The organism is Eubacterium callanderi, from assembly GCF_900142645.1.
Lineage (GTDB): Bacteria > Bacillota > Clostridia > Eubacteriales > Eubacteriaceae > Eubacterium > Eubacterium callanderi.
The window spans coordinates 111,966-126,354 of sequence record NZ_FRBP01000017.1 but is presented as its reverse complement, the minus strand read 5'-3'; the positions used below and the strand labels follow the sequence as shown (position 1 = coordinate 126,354).

The 14,389-nt window shown below is 50.3% G+C and carries 15 protein-coding genes and 2 tRNA genes; 3 read left to right on the top strand and 14 right to left on the bottom strand.

Annotated elements, in window-relative coordinates:
* The 12 genes from BUC22_RS19775 to BUC22_RS19720 all read right to left on the bottom strand — a co-directional run.
* On the bottom strand, positions 1-415 hold a 415-nt coding region (locus BUC22_RS19775; protein WP_143163955.1), incomplete at its 3' end, for a GTP-binding protein.
* A gap of 210 nt (positions 416-625) precedes the next feature.
* On the bottom strand, positions 626-826 hold the full coding sequence (locus BUC22_RS19770) for a cold-shock protein (RefSeq protein WP_013382293.1): 201 nt from the start codon (positions 824-826) through the stop codon (positions 626-628).
* A 273-nt stretch (positions 827-1,099) separates the two neighbouring features.
* Positions 1,100-2,110: an InlB B-repeat-containing protein gene (locus BUC22_RS19765; protein WP_013382295.1), complete on the bottom strand. Its 1,011-nt coding sequence runs from the start codon at positions 2,108-2,110 to the stop codon at positions 1,100-1,102.
* 374 nt (positions 2,111-2,484) lie between these two features.
* Positions 2,485-2,560: transfer RNA gene (locus tag BUC22_RS19760), tRNA-Thr, on the bottom strand.
* Between the two features lie 144 nt (positions 2,561-2,704).
* Positions 2,705-2,789 (bottom strand) — tRNA-Tyr (locus tag BUC22_RS19755).
* 190 nt (positions 2,790-2,979) lie between these two features.
* Positions 2,980-3,555: a sigma-70 family RNA polymerase sigma factor gene (locus tag BUC22_RS19750; RefSeq protein WP_013382297.1), complete on the bottom strand. Its 576-nt coding sequence runs from the start codon at positions 3,553-3,555 to the stop codon at positions 2,980-2,982.
* Positions 3,555-4,085, bottom strand: a complete 531-nt coding sequence (locus tag BUC22_RS19745) for an NYN domain-containing protein (RefSeq protein ID WP_073383554.1) — start codon at positions 4,083-4,085, stop codon at positions 3,555-3,557. The genes BUC22_RS19750 and BUC22_RS19745 overlap by 1 nt, the downstream gene beginning before the upstream one ends.
* A gap of 131 nt (positions 4,086-4,216) precedes the next feature.
* Positions 4,217-5,068, bottom strand: a complete 852-nt coding sequence (rlmB, locus tag BUC22_RS19740; RefSeq protein WP_013382299.1) for a 23S rRNA (guanosine(2251)-2'-O)-methyltransferase RlmB — start codon at positions 5,066-5,068, stop codon at positions 4,217-4,219.
* A gap of 168 nt (positions 5,069-5,236) precedes the next feature.
* Positions 5,237-6,403: a THUMP domain-containing class I SAM-dependent RNA methyltransferase gene (locus tag BUC22_RS19735; RefSeq protein WP_013382300.1), complete on the bottom strand. Its 1,167-nt coding sequence runs from the start codon at positions 6,401-6,403 to the stop codon at positions 5,237-5,239.
* 76 nt (positions 6,404-6,479) lie between these two features.
* A complete protein-coding gene (hisS, locus tag BUC22_RS19730; protein ID WP_227162889.1) occupies positions 6,480-7,724 on the bottom strand; it encodes a histidine--tRNA ligase in 1,245 nt (414 codons plus the stop codon).
* A gap of 3 nt (positions 7,725-7,727) precedes the next feature.
* The gene (gene tyrS, locus BUC22_RS19725) at positions 7,728-8,954 is read right to left on the bottom strand and encodes a tyrosine--tRNA ligase (protein ID WP_013382302.1); all 1,227 of its coding nucleotides are present in this window, start codon (positions 8,952-8,954) and stop codon (positions 7,728-7,730) included.
* 38 nt (positions 8,955-8,992) lie between these two features.
* A complete protein-coding gene (locus tag BUC22_RS19720; protein ID WP_013382303.1) occupies positions 8,993-10,240 on the bottom strand; it encodes an AI-2E family transporter in 1,248 nt (415 codons plus the stop codon).
* Positions 10,241-10,481: 241 nt separating this feature from the next.
* On the opposite strand from BUC22_RS19720, the gene lspA reads away from it, so the two are divergent.
* Complete coding sequence (lspA, locus tag BUC22_RS19715; RefSeq protein ID WP_013382304.1) at positions 10,482-11,240, top strand: signal peptidase II; 759 nt, start codon at positions 10,482-10,484, stop codon at positions 11,238-11,240.
* Positions 11,241-11,314: 74 nt separating this feature from the next.
* On the opposite strand, the gene BUC22_RS19710 is transcribed toward lspA, so the two are convergent.
* On the bottom strand, positions 11,315-11,995 hold the full coding sequence (locus BUC22_RS19710; protein WP_013382305.1) for a GntR family transcriptional regulator: 681 nt from the start codon (positions 11,993-11,995) through the stop codon (positions 11,315-11,317).
* A 14-nt stretch (positions 11,996-12,009) separates the two neighbouring features.
* Complete coding sequence (gene ispE / locus BUC22_RS19705; protein WP_013382306.1) at positions 12,010-12,861, bottom strand: 4-(cytidine 5'-diphospho)-2-C-methyl-D-erythritol kinase; 852 nt, start codon at positions 12,859-12,861, stop codon at positions 12,010-12,012.
* A gap of 181 nt (positions 12,862-13,042) precedes the next feature.
* Between ispE and BUC22_RS19700 the strand changes: the two genes are divergently transcribed.
* Positions 13,043-13,693 carry an HAD family hydrolase gene (locus BUC22_RS19700; RefSeq protein WP_013382307.1) on the top strand — a complete coding sequence of 217 codons (651 nt, stop codon included), beginning with the start codon at positions 13,043-13,045 and terminating at the stop codon, positions 13,691-13,693.
* 14 nt (positions 13,694-13,707) lie between these two features.
* Positions 13,708-14,385 (top strand): uracil-DNA glycosylase, encoded by a 678-nt coding sequence (locus BUC22_RS19695; protein ID WP_013382308.1) that lies wholly within the window; start codon positions 13,708-13,710, stop codon positions 14,383-14,385.
* The last annotated feature ends 4 nt before the right edge of the window (positions 14,386-14,389 follow it).

The window sequence follows — 14,389 nt, the reverse complement described above, 5'->3', positions numbered from 1 at the left end:
CTTTGTTTAAGAAGACGATGATGTATGGTACGCCTACCTGACGGCTTAACAGGATGTGTTCACGGGTCTGCGGCATTGGGCCGTCGGCTGCGGATACAACTAAGATCGCGCCGTCCATCTGGGCTGCGCCGGTGATCATGTTTTTAACGTAGTCGGCATGGCCCGGGCAGTCGACGTGTGCGTAGTGGCGGGCGTCGGTTTCATATTCAACGTGGGCGGTTGAGATGGTGATGCCACGTTCTCTTTCTTCTGGTGCTTTATCGATGTTGTCGAAAGCTACAGCTTCACCGGTTCCGAAGCGTTTGTTTAATACGGTGGTGATTGCAGCGGTTAATGTTGTTTTACCGTGGTCAACGTGACCGATGGTACCAATGTTAACATGTGGTTTGGATCTTTCAAATTTTTCTTTAGCCATTTTGTTATCTCCTTAAAGATTATAAATTAATTTAAATAGATACGATTTGATGCGCGCCGTTTTTTCCATATTCAGGACGGCTTCACTCAGGATATTATACAATAGCATCCGGGGGGTTTCAAGCTTTTTTGTTCCAAAACTTAAATAAAATTGGGATAAAAAAAATAAGCCGGAAGCATCCGGCTTAAAATTTGATAAATCGGCGGCAGACTACGCCGGACAGACGTTCTTAGCCTGCAGGCCGCGCGGACCCTGTTCGGTGTCAAAGGTTACCCTGTCGCCGTCATTTAAAGTCTTGAAGCCATCGCCAACGATGGATGAGAAGTGTTCGAATACGTCGTCGCCGTCTTCTCTTGAGATGAAACCAAAACCTTTATCGCCATTAAACCATTTAACTGTACCATTATTCATTGTGGTACCTCCTGAAAACTGAAGAAAGCCCTGGCATGTGATGGCCAGGGCTTTCTGAGAGAAAATTGGGAGAGTGAATTGTTCGTTAAAATAAGAGGTCTGTGTGTTCAGAAATATTTATACCCGGCGTCTGCCCTTTTTAAACACAGGCCTGTGCTTTTCCCCAATCCATTCATCGAAGGCATTTTATCCCTGATCACAGCTCACACCGTCTTCCGCGGAGTTTCCAGGCTTTAGCTTGCTTCCTGTTCATCGTTCCTCAATGGTCTGTTGTTATCTTTGGTGTTTCAGCAGCGCAAGTGCCCCAAAGGACAGGACGCCCAGGACTGCCAGGAAGCCTAAAAAGTAATTGCCTTCCTTACCGGTTGCCGGGTTTTTGCTGGTTGTGTCTGTCTTGTCCTGAATCGTTCCAGCGCTGTTATTGTCTGCTCCTGCCGTCCCATTGCCTATTCCGGCGTGATTGCCATTGTCTTCTTTGGTCCACGATGCCCATAACGTCATGTTTTTTTCTCCGGCCGGGCGGTTGAAATCCCAGAGCAGGAGGTTGCCATTTTCATCATATGCGTATGCCCATCCCTCAAAAACGTATCCCTCACGCTGCGGGTCGGCGGGGATGTCGGTCACTTTATGCCCGGGCTTGACAACTGCTTTATAAAAATCCGGATACGTTGCCTTTCCGTCATCCGGGTCAAAGGCAACGATGGTTCCATTTTCCCAGACGGCCCACAAGGAGGTATTTTCACTGACGGCATCGGTCTCAAAATTCCATAAAACCGGAGTGCCATTTTCATCATATGCGTACGCCCATCCTTCAAAAACAAACCCTTCCTTCTGGGGATCGGCAGGCGGATCCGTTATCTTTCCGCCCGCTGGAATGGTGACCTTGTACCAGTCGCTGTAGCCTGTTCCATCCTCGGGGTCAAATACGATCTGACAGGCTTTCCCCCAGACTGCCCACAGGGTTGTGTTTTCACTCACAGCATCGGCCGCAAAGTTCCATAAAACCGGGGTGTCATTTTCATCATACGCGTATGCCCATCCCTCAAAAATAAAGCCTTCCTTCTGGGGATCGGCAGGCGGATCCGTTATTCTCCCGCCCTCTGGAATGCTTGCCTTATGCCAGTTATGGTAGCTGCTCCCATCCTCTGGGTCGAACACAACCTGATAGATGGGGCTGTCCGGGGCAGCCTGAGCCACCGCAAAGGGCGAAAAGCCTGAGAGCAGAATCAGGCAGGCCAGCAGATACAGCGAACCAAGTTTTTTAATGGAATTTCTCTGTTTCAATTGATCTCTCCTTTATAAATATCATTTAAAAACACCAGTACCTCCCCAGACAAGAATATTAAAAAGCATTCTCTTCTGATAATCGTCCTTAAATCATACTGCCTTTTGCCTGTAACCGCAATTCTAAAAAAATTTGTCACGCTGAGAAAGTGACACCTCTGTGACTTTTTGTGAGATGCCCACATCCTGCCCTTAGTTTGTGTCTTTGTATCCGTTCAGTAATGAAACAACCCCTACCGGCCTGCGATCTCCTGTTTCCGGATAAGCAGCGGAAAGCCTGCCCAAGCCGAAAATTGGCAAGAAAAAACCGGTCGTCAAAATGGACAACCGGCATAAAAAAAACAGCTTCTAAAAGCCGCTTAAATGTCTGTGTATGGAGCCCTTGTCCGGATTCGAACCGGAGACCCCCACCTTACCATGGTGGTGCTCTACCTGCTGAGCTACAAGGGCATGTATAAAGGATCGTAGATTCCTCAGCAATTCGATTATCCTTATCGGATAACTGCTTCGTCATCTGCGTTAGTTTTGTTGCCGTGCGCCCGCTAACGCTCCATGCGCACTACCAAATTCACTCCATAAATTTGGACAAAACGTTGGTGGGGAGAGATGGATTCGAACCATCGTAGACTCAGTCAACGGATTTACAGTCCGCCCCCTTTAGCCACTCGGGCATCTCCCCATATAAGGATCACAAATGCTTTGGAAATTTCATAACCTTTCAGGGAAATCTCCGTATCACTTGCGCTTGTCTCGTTACCGCACGCTCTATGCGTGCTGCCAAATTCGCTTCGCAAATTCGGACTCAACATCGACAGCTTCTATATGATACTCTATTCTGATAGGATAGTCAAGGGGTTTTATTAAAATTTTTAGATTTTTTTTCGGATACGCTGGATCGCGTTGTCCACAGCCTTTTTCGACCGGCCGATCTTATCGCTGATCTCCTGGTGGGAAGCGCCCTTCAGGTAAAAATAAAGCACCTGCTTTTCCAGCTCTGAGAGCTCGCTCTTAGCCACCTGGCTGAAATGCTCCACAGCCTCGCGGGTCACCAGCTCCTCATCAGGGTCCAGCGCCGCAGTGGAGGCCACCAGATCCAGCAGCGTGGTATCCGGGTCATCCTCCGAGATGGGTGAATACAGGGAGACCGTATCGCCCATCGGGCTGTGCTTCGGCCGTTTCGCTTTTGTGACCACACTTTTTATACGGTTTTCCACACACAGGCCGGCAAAGGTTTTAAAGCTTGTGCCCCGGTCCTCACGGTAATCCCAGATCGCCCCCAGCAGCGCGATCATGCCCTCCTGGATCAAATCCTCCTGGTCGCCGCCGATGTAGTAAAAGGGCCGGGCCTTCTGCGTCACCACACAGCGGTATTTTTCCACAATGGTCACCACTGCTTCCTTATCACCGCCCTGGGCTTTTTTCACAAGTTCCAGATCCTTGTCCATCAATCCTCCACATTTCCTTTTCTCAGTTCTCTCATAACGGCCAGCACCTCGTCATCCATGTAATCCTCCAGCTTGTTGCGGGTATCACTCTCGGTCCTACGGTACTGCTTTCTGACCTGTTTCGCACTCTCAGCCATGGCCTGTATCAGTTCGCGGGAGGGCACCCGCTCCCCGCCGTTTGCCAGCACCACACGCTGAAGCGTATAGTCTGAAGTGACCACTTTGACCGTGTAGGGCCTGGGCAGGCTGAATACCAGTTTTTCGATATAGGTGTCGGCGGTTTTGTTCTTCTCAGTAAAGACCACCTTGATGCGTCCCCGTATCTCCTCGCGCCGCTCTGCGTTTTCCTGGGAATAAGCGTCAAAAACCAAAACCGTCTCATAGCCCATCAGCCCGCTGTAGCTGTTCAGCTGCTCGATCAGATCCTCCCGGGCCTCCTCCAGATTAAAATCGGTAAGCCCTTCCATCTCAGCTAAATGGTGGATCACATTGTAGCCGTCGACAATCAGATAGGTTTTTATTTTTGACACCCCCTTCAGTATTTATCCGTTTTTGAGAACGGACAGACACAAAATGAATTCATACCGCCCAAACAGGATCCTTTTTAATGGAGAATTGAGAACAACGCTTAACGTTAAATCCGGTGCGGTCCAGACCGTCTCTACTGGTGGCGCTGTCTGGCTGCCTCGCTCAGGATAATGGCCGCTGCGGCCGACGCGTTAAAAGAATCAATATCGCCGTAAAGCGGAATCGAAACACTGTAATCGCACTGTTTTTTCACATTGGGGCTGATACCCTTGCCCTCGTTGCCGATGATAATGGCCAGCTTGCCCTTAAAATCGTTTTTGTAGTAAGGGGCGCCGTCCATATCCGCTGCCATGATCCAGAAGCCCTTTGCCTTGAGCTCATCAATGCACTGGGTCAGGTTTCCGACCTTGACAATGGGGGTATGGGCCACGGCGCCCGAGGATGCCTTGACGGATACGGCTGTCAGGCTCGCCGACCGGCGCTTGGGGATAATAACCCCGTGTACCCCGCAGAGGTTGGCGCTTCTGATAATCGCGCCCAGGTTGTGGGGATCGGTCAGATGGTCTAAGATCACCACAAGGGGCTCCTCGCCCTTAGCGTCTGCCTTTGCCAGCACATCCTCCATGCTGCTGTAGGGAAAGGGCGCCATCATGGCCGCCACGCCCTGGTGCGGCTGTCCGTCCGCCAGACCCTCTAGCTTGATTTTCTCAACACTCTGAACCACAATGCCCCGCCTGCGTGCCTTTTCGGCAAGGTCGCCCAGCACATGGTCTTTATTGTCCTTGAGGATCAGCAGCTTATCCATCTGCTGTTCTGAGCGGAGCGCTTCCATCACCGGGTTTTTGCCCACGATCACAAAGCGGTCATCTCCTTCATCGTCCTGTCTGCGCGTTTCGCGCCGCTTCAGGTCCGCCCGATGGTAGCTTTCCTTTTTCTGTTCCCGCCCATGGTCATTCCGCGTTTTTTTACGATCATTCTTTTTCATTTTATACCTGCTTATTTTTATTTTATTTTAACATTGAAACATTAATCAATTATTATTAAATTTTTTATAAAGAGATAGAGTACCTTCTCCATTTTCCATTAAAATCGCCTTTCGCTCTATCTTTGCCGCTTCCTTTCAGCTTTACCCAAAAGCCATGACCGGTAAATATTACCGGTCGTCCGCTTCCCCCTCATGCCGCTTTCTGGGCGGCAGCGGGCCGAAATACTGGTAGAAATAGGTTTTGATGGTGCTGTTGTAGAGCTTGCGGTTTTTCGTGGCTTTTTTGCCAAAATAACGCTCAAATTCCGGATAGCCGGTGATAACAAAGTAGGACCAGTCCTCCAGTCCTGAAAACGCCTCGCCCATATCGCGGTAGAGTGCCTGAATCTCCTTTTCCTGCCCGATGCGCTCGCCGTAGGGCGGATTGGTGACAATGACCCCGTAGCGCCGTTTGGTGGCGATGGACTGCACAGGCAGCTTCTGGAAGGCCACATAGCCACTCACACCAGCCAGCTCTGCGTTGATACGCGCCTGCTTCAGCGCCGCTGGGTCAATATCCGACCCCAGAAGCCGGAACTCACGGTCATTGACCGCCGCCCGGGCATTTTCCCGCGCTTCCTCCCACAGACGGGCTGGTATGGCTGGCCATTCCTCAGAAACAAAGTTCCGTTTTAACCCCGGCGCAATGTTTTTCCCCATCAGGGCTGCCTCAATGACAATGGTTCCAGATCCGCACAGCGGGTCAAGGAAAACACGGTGGGGCTGCCAGCGTGACAGGTAAACCAGCGCCGCGGCAATGGTTTCCTTGAGCGGCGCCTCATTGCCGTACTGTCTGTAGCCGCGCTTATTCAGGCCAGAGCCGCTGGTGTCAATGGACAAGACCACCTCATCCTTCAAAATCTGAATGTGGATGGGATAATTGCCTTCCGTTTCCTCAAACCAGCCCACGCCGTAGACTTTTTTCAGCCGCTCAACCACTGCCTTTTTCACGATCCGCTGTCCGTCCGATTTGCTGAAAAGCTTGGATTTTACGCTGGTGATCTTGGCTGCCGGAAAGACCCCCTTCACGGGAATCCAGTCCTCCCAGGGCAGCGCCTTGGTTTTTTCAAAAAGCGCGTCAAAGGTTTCCGCTCGAAACTGCCCCATTTTCAGCAGAACCCGGTCTGCGCACCGCAGCCATAAATTGGACTCCGGAATGGCCGAAAGAGGACCGGTGTAATAAACCCGCCCGTTTTCAACCGCCTCGATCTCATAACCCAGGCGTTTAATTTCATCCTTTACCACACTCTCCAGCCCAAAGGCTGTCGTCGCGATCAGATGTACTTGTCTGTTCATAATTTTCCTTACCGTTCATTTATTTTTTCGCATTAAAACTGAGAAAGGCGTGTGCTAAAGCCACGCCCTTGAACTGCTAAAATGCTTTTATTTCTTCGTCCCTGCCAAAAACCATGAATCCGCCGTAGCCCTTGCCTTCGTAATAATTGATCTGCTTGCCGAATTTTTTCTTCATGGCGACCAGATTGACCGTGTAGCCGTCCGCCCTCAGCTTATCGGCGTAGGGAATGACCTCAGTCATCGCGTCCTTACCCGCGTCGTAGAACAGGAGAAGCCGCTTGTTTTCAACCGCCTTGTCTGCCTGTTCCTCCAGAAGAATGTTGACAATCCGTTCAAAGCCGATGGAAAAGCCAACCGCCGGAACCGAATTTTTAGAGTATTTGCCGATCATATTGTCATAGCGCCCGCCGCCGGCAATGGAAAAGCCATAGGGCCCATAGCTGACCTCAAAGATCTGGCCGGTATAATAGCCCATGCCGCGGATCAATGTAAAGTCAAAGACAACCTGGTACCTGCCGCCAGAAAGGGCCGCGCTGGTTTCAATGACCTTTTTCAGGTCCGCCACCGCCTCGGGCTCGTCAACCTTTTCGCCGATGTTGTCCAGGGTGATGGTGGCTGCCTCATCCACGAAAGCACCCACTATGGCTTCGTCATAGCCCTTTTCGATGAGTTCCTTTTTCACGCCGTCCGCGCCGATCTTATCCGCCTTGTCCAGGGAAATGCAGACCGAGCCTGCATCCTCTTCCTTAAAGCCCGCCTTTGCGATAAAGGCGTTGAGCAGCTTGCGGTCATTCACCTTGATGGTGAAGCCCTCAAAGCCGATGGCCATGAGCGCTTTGGAGGTCGTGTTGATCAGTTCCATCTCAGCCGATACCGTGGGATCGCCAATGATATCAATATCGCACTGCTTGAAGGAACGGTAACGCCCCTTCTGCGGGCGCTCCGCCCGGAACACATTGCCGATCTGGATGGCTTTAAAAGGCGTTTCCAGCTCACCGGCATTGTTGGAGTAAAAACGGCTCAGCGGCAGGGTCAGATCAAAGCGCAAGCCCATATCGCACAGATCCGACACAGTGCTTTCCTCATGAACCTTAAGCTTGTCGCCGCGCTTTAAAACCGTGAAGAGCATCTTCAGGTTTTCGCCGCCGTCGCTGCCGAGCAGCAATTCGATATTTTCAAGGGCCGGCGTTTCAATCCGCGAGAACCCATGACTTCTGTAAATCTCCAGGATCTGCTGTTCTAGCTGATCCCGGATAAGCATTTCCCGGGGCAGAATATCACGCGCGCCCCGCACTGGATTTGAACTAATCAATTCGGTCACCTCTTATACTAATTTAATCTGACGATAGACTTTCTTGCCCTTTTTAACGATGATGGCGTCATCCTTGAAATCAGCCGGTGTGACAAGCGCCTTGATGTCTGTAATCTTATTGCCGTCCACTTCAATACCGCCCTGCTGTACCAGCCTGCGGCCTTCACTTCTGCTCGGAATCAGGCCTGCTGCATCGAGCAGCGTCAGGATTTCCATACCGTCGCCCAGCGCATCCCGTGACAGGTCCACGCTTGGGATATCGTCGGTCTTCACACCGCCCGCAAACAAGGCTCTTGAAGCTTCCTGCGCCTTGTCGGCGTCCTCCTTGCTGTGAACCATAGCGGTAACCTCATAGGCCAGGATTTCCTTGGCTTTGTTGATTTCAGAACCCTCCAGGGAACCCAGACGGTGAACCTCATCCATGGGCAGGAAGGTGAGCATTGCCAGGCATTTCTCAACGTCAGCGTCCGCCACATTCCGCCAGTACTGGTAGAACTCGTAGGGTGAGGTTTTTTCGGGATCAAGCCACAGCGCGCCCTTGGCGGTTTTACCCATTTTAATGCCCTCGCTGGTGGTCAGCAGAGAGAAGGTCATGCCGTATACAGTTTGGGCATCCTTGCGGCGCACCAGCTCAGCCCCGGCGATGATATTAGACCACTGGTCATTGCCGCCGAACTGCATTTTACAGCCATAGTTTTTGTGCAGCACATAGAAGTCATAGGCCTGCAGCAGCATGTAGTTAAATTCAAGGAAGGTCAGGCCCTTTTCCATTCTGGATTTGTAGCACTCGGCTGTGAGCATCCGGTTGACGGAGAAGTGGGAGCCCACATCCCGCAGGAACTCGATGTAGTTGAGCGGCAGAAGCCATTCTGCGTTGTTGACCATCATGGCTCTATCATCCTCAAAGGTCAGGAATTTTTCAAAGACCTTTTTGAATTTTTCGCCGTTTTCCGCAATCCGTTCCTGGGTCATGACCTGACGCAGGTCCTGTCTGCCCGAGGGGTCCCCGATCATGGTGGTTCCACCGCCGATCAGGGCAATGGGTCTGTGCCCGTAGCGCTGCATGTGCGCCATCACCATAATCTGGATGAAGTGCCCAACGTGCAGGCTGTCTGCCGTCGGGTCAAAGCCAATATAAAAGGTGACCGATTCGCTGCCCAATAATTTACGGATTTCTTCCTCATTGGTACACTGCTCGATCATACCGCGTTCTTTTAGTACGTCAAATACATTTTCCATTTGTCTGTCTATCCTTTCAAAAGTGTTTTATTATTTCTCTATAAAAGATCCTTCATATTTTCATTAATTTTGTCCGTAACCTCTTCCTGAACCGTCGTCTTACGCCGTTCCCAACGAACCAGCGCCTCAGTGACAAACACCTTGATGACCGCAAAAAACGGAATGGCCACAAACATGCCGAGCGGCCCGAAGAGGCTTCCGCCCACCATGACGCAGAACAGCACCCAGAAGGGGTTCAGCTCCACGATTTTCCCAAGGACGTTTGGTCCCAGAACATTGCCGTCAAACTGCTGGACAGCAAGAATCCAGATTGCAACCCCGAGGGCCTTGGCCGGACTGTAAAGCAGCGTCAGGAAAATACCGGGGATCGCCCCGATGATCGGACCAAAATAAGGGATAACATTGGTCACGCCCACTACCAGTGCGATAAGCGGCGCGTATTCCACCCGCAGCACCAGAAGCCCGATGTAGCAGATGAGCCCGATCAACGCTGAGGTCATGATTTTACCAGAGAAGTATTTGTAAAAAACACCGTCAATGGTACGGATGGCCCAGTTAAAGCCATTGTTAGCCTTTGGGCTCATAATGGCACGGTTCAGCCGTTTCAGCTGGCTCTCAATATTTTCCTTGTCCAGCATCAGGTAGAAGCCGGAGAAAAAGACTGCCACAAAGCCGATTAAAAAGCTGGTGGTTCCCTTGGCGAAGCCAACGGCAATGTTCCCAATCTGCTTAACCGATTCGGAGTTGAAATTCATATTGCCAAAAATAAAATCCATGGTATCCTTGGCATTCAGGTTCTGGACCGAAGACAGGTCCAGCTGTATCATGTCCACCAAATCCTTAAAGAAACCACCCCGCTGTGACAGGTTTATGAGAAAAGTGTTGATTTCTGCCGCATAGGTGGGTATACTGCTCACTAAGCCCACCACGCTGTCAATGATGGCCGGTATCGAGATATACATGAACAGAATCACCACGATGATCGTGATGACATAGATGACCAAAACCGCCAGAAGCCTGACGAGTTTTGGTTTTTTCTCACTTCCCTTAATGTACTTAAAGGCTTTTTTCTCAATCCACCGCATGGGGCGGAACAAAAAGTAGGCCAGCACTGCCCCCATGATAATGGGCAGCAGAATTTCAAAGGCCGAGCCCACCACATGGCTGACAGCCGAGAGAATAAAGCCAAGATTGTCGAGTATCTTATAAAACAGAATGATGGTAATGACGCCTAAAACCGCGTAGGTATAGTATTTTAAATACTGCTTATCAAATTTAATGCCCATTCTCTGCACCTCCTGTCTTAAAAAATAGATTAACAACCTTCATCTTACCATTTTAAGAGAAAAATTTAAACAATTTTCTAAGAAATCTTTGAAAAATTTCAAATTATCATGTATACTTGAACAATAATAAAACAAATGAGGCAGTTAACACTGAATTTATAAAATTCCGGACCAAGGTAAAAAGCGAATCCCACGGCACCGCCGCTCCGTTTTTTATCGGCGGCCCTCTTAAGGAGCATCCATGTTATTTTATATATTATTCATCATTGGAGGAATCATCGTTGACCAGCTAACCAAATATCTGGCCGTCACATTTTTATCGCCCGTCACCACTGTCCCGGTCATCCCCCATGTCTTTCACCTGACCTACGTGGAGAATACCGGTGCCGCTTTCAGTATTTTTGCCGGGAAACAGATTTTTCTGATCCTTCTGACCCTGATTTTTATTATTGTGTTGGTCTACTTCTTTGTCATCATGCCAAAGACCAAGCGGTATTTTGATGTTAATCTGGCCCTGTCCATGATCATCAGCGGCGCGGTCGGCAATCTGATCGACCGTATCCGCCTGAACTATGTGATTGACTTTTTCGACGTCCGTCTCATTGGCTTTGCTATTTTCAACATTGCCGATATTTTTGTGGTCGTTGGATGTATCCTCATGGTTATCGCCATTTTCAGAAACAAAGAGCTTCTCAACGACCCGCCAAGTCTGGCTAAAAAAAAACGCCAGCGGGCCGCGCAGACATTAAAAAAGTCCAAAGCCAGCGCAAAAACCGATAATACGCCCGCTGAGCACACGGACGAAGAAGCCCAGGGGCTGAACAAGGATGTGCTTTCAAAGAGAAAGCCCCGGAAACGCCGCCGAAATCTGGAGCCAAAGGTCATGACAAAAATCGAAAAGCTGCCCGAGCATTACAGCTCCATCGACTTTGAGCCTGGACCGCCGCCAGAGGAGCCAGAGTTCCTCCAGCACAAAAAGAAAAAAAATTCCAAAGATTAGTCCGCAGATTAAAACACCTCCTGAAACGCCAGCTTCTGGTTTTTCGGGAGGTGTTTTTGCGTTGGCTGTCTCATTTACTCCAGTACAGCCACCATATCTTTTTCAGTGATCTGAATATGTGCGCCGGCCGCTTCGCTGGCTTCACTGCAGCGGTGGTTGGCGATATTGTCAATAATCTTCTGATGCTGGCCGATGAGCGGCGTCTTATCCTCAATATGATGAACATATTCCACACGGACACGCTGCATCTGCTCTCTCAGAGAGTTGATCATCTGGATCAGGCGCTCGTTTCCCGTCGCGCGGTAAATGGCTTCGTGAAACGCAATATCATAGTTGATAATGCCTTCCTCATCATTTTTAAGGGCGGATTCCTCAAAGCCACGGTTGCTTTCCTCCAGCTTTTTGACATCCTCCTCTGTTGCGTTTTTGGCCGCTAACTCAGCGGACAGGGCTTCCAGAGCGCGCCTTATTTCCATCATATCCCGGAGGTCGTCGATGGACATGGGCGTCACGTAAGCGCCCTTTCTCGGCACCATTTTCACAAGCCCCTCCAACTCCAGCTTACGGATGGACTCACGCACTGGGGTACGGCTGACGCCCAGCTGTTCTGCCAGCTGCACCTCCATGAGACGCTGCCCTGGCTTCAGGTCGCCGTTGATAATGGCGTTTCTGATGGTTTCAAACACGATTTCTCTCAGCGGCTTGCATGAGCTCACATCAAGGGTTAATTTGATTTTTTCTTTTTCTGCTTCCATGTTCTTTGTATCCTCTATTCTATTTCAGTTAAAAATGTTAAAAAATAATTACGCCTGAAGGCCTCGCAGGCCTTCTCCGCCGCCGGCTTGTCTGAAAAGTAACCGATCACCGTCGAACCGCTGCCGCTCATAATGGACGCGAAAGCGCCGGACTCCAGCATTTTCGCCTTCATCTCGCCAATCTCTGGATAATCCTGGAAAACCACCTGCTCAAAGGCATTGCCCACAGCACTGCCAAGGGCCGCGTAATCCTCTGTCTCTACCAGCTGGATGACGCGGTCAATATCCGGGTGCGCCACATGCTCCGCACTGTCCAAACGGCCAAAGGCCCAGGGTGTCGCGATGTCTATCTGGGGCTTTACTACCAGCACCGGCAGCTTTCTCAAAGGCTTTACCGGCTTAATAACCTCACCGATCCCCTCTACCAGCGCCGTTCCCTTATAACAGCAATAGGGAATATCCGCGCCGATGGTGCTGCCGAAAGCGAGCATTTCCCCAAGGCTCAGGTTCAGCTCCCAGATCAGGTTCAGGCCCAGAATGGCTGCCGCCGCGTCGGCGCTGCCGCCAGCCAGTCCCGCTTCACTTGGAATGTTCTTCTGGATGTCGATCTGGACTCCCCGGTCAATGCCAAAACGTGCCTGCAGCTTTTCAGCGACCCGATGGACCAGATTGCGCGCATCTGTCGGAATTTTAGGATCACTGCAGGAAACAGCGATTCTCTGACCGTTTTCTTTAAACACAAGTATATCCGACAAGGCCACCGAATGGTTGACCATGCGCATCTCATGATAACCGTCAGGGCGTTTGCCGATAACGTCCAAAGAAAGGTTTATCTTTGCGGGCGCCCGCACTACATATTCTTTCATACATCCATCCTTCTCGTTTATACTCTGAGCACATTGTATACATTATAACACAAGACAAGGTAAATTCAACTGCTATCTTTAAGTTTGTCTAAAAATTATCTGTAAGTTTAAATGCAATTTCATGTATTTCTTTAAGCAAATAGTGTATAATTAGGGATACTTTGATTAAGGGAGCATCTAAATGAAAAACATAGAGGATTACAGGGCTGTCATCTTTGATTTTGACGGCACCCTTGTAGATTCAATGGGGCTGTGGCACAGCATTGACCACATCTATCTGGAACGCCATCACAAGGTCTGCCCTGAAACCCTGCCCTATGAGATTGCCGGTAAGAGCTTTACCGAGACCGCAGAATATTTTAAGGAGCGTTTCGCGCTCGAGGACTCCATCGAGGACATCAAGGCCGAATGGGTGGCCATGTCCCACGAAGAATATTTAAACCACGTGCATTTTAAGCCCGGAGCCCTGCGCCTGATCTATGATTTGCACAGGCGCTGCCAGCGCATTGCCATGGCAACCTCCAACAACCGGGAGACCACCGAGGCTTTTCTGCAAAAGCACAATGTACTGAGCTACTTTGACATTCTCTGCTTCACCACCGAGGTCGGCGCGGGAAAACCCAACCCGGCAGTTTTTAACCAGGCGGCACAGCTCCTGTCCCTGCCGGCAGAGGACTGTCTGGTCTTTGAGGATACACTGGAGGGGATTCAGGCCGCGAAGGCCGCTGGAATGGATGTGATCGCCGTAGCGGATTTATGGCAGGGCGACCATCTGGTCAAAATCAAGAATCTGTCCGATGGCTTCATTCAGGATTTTACAGATTTAGAATAGAAAGGAAGTCTCCGATGTCCATCAACTTTCAAAATGACTGGGAGGATACTCTCCAAAAAGAATTTCAACAGGAATACTACCAGAAGCTTCGGCGCTTTCTGCTTCACGAGTATAAAACACAGACCGTGTACCCGGATATGTATGACATTTTTAACGCATTTCATTTCACGGCCTACTCGGACACCAAGGTCTGCATCATCGGCCAGGACCCTTACCACGGCAGAGGACAGGCACATGGCCTCTCCTTTTCTGTAAAGCCAGAGGTCGCTGTGCCGCCATCGCTTCAGAATATTTACAAGGAGCTGCACGATGACCTGGGCTGCGCGATTCCCAGCCACGGCTATCTGAAAAAATGGACCGATGAAGGGGTACTGCTGCTCAACGCAGTGCTCACCGTGCGGGCTGGTCAGCCAGCCTCTCACAGGGGCATGGGCTGGGAACAGTTCACAGACCATGTCATCGAAACCCTGAACAGGCGCGAGGATCCTATTGTCTTTATTTTGTGGGGCGCTTTTGCCCAGTCCAAAATCCCAATGATCACCAACCCGGCCCATCATATTATAAAATCGCCGCATCCCAGCCCTTTCTCAGCAGGCCGCGGCTTCTTTGGCAGCCGGCCGTTTTCAAAAACCAACGCCTTTCTCGAAAGTATTGGCAAAAAACCGGTTGACTGGCAGATTGATCCCCTTTAGAAAC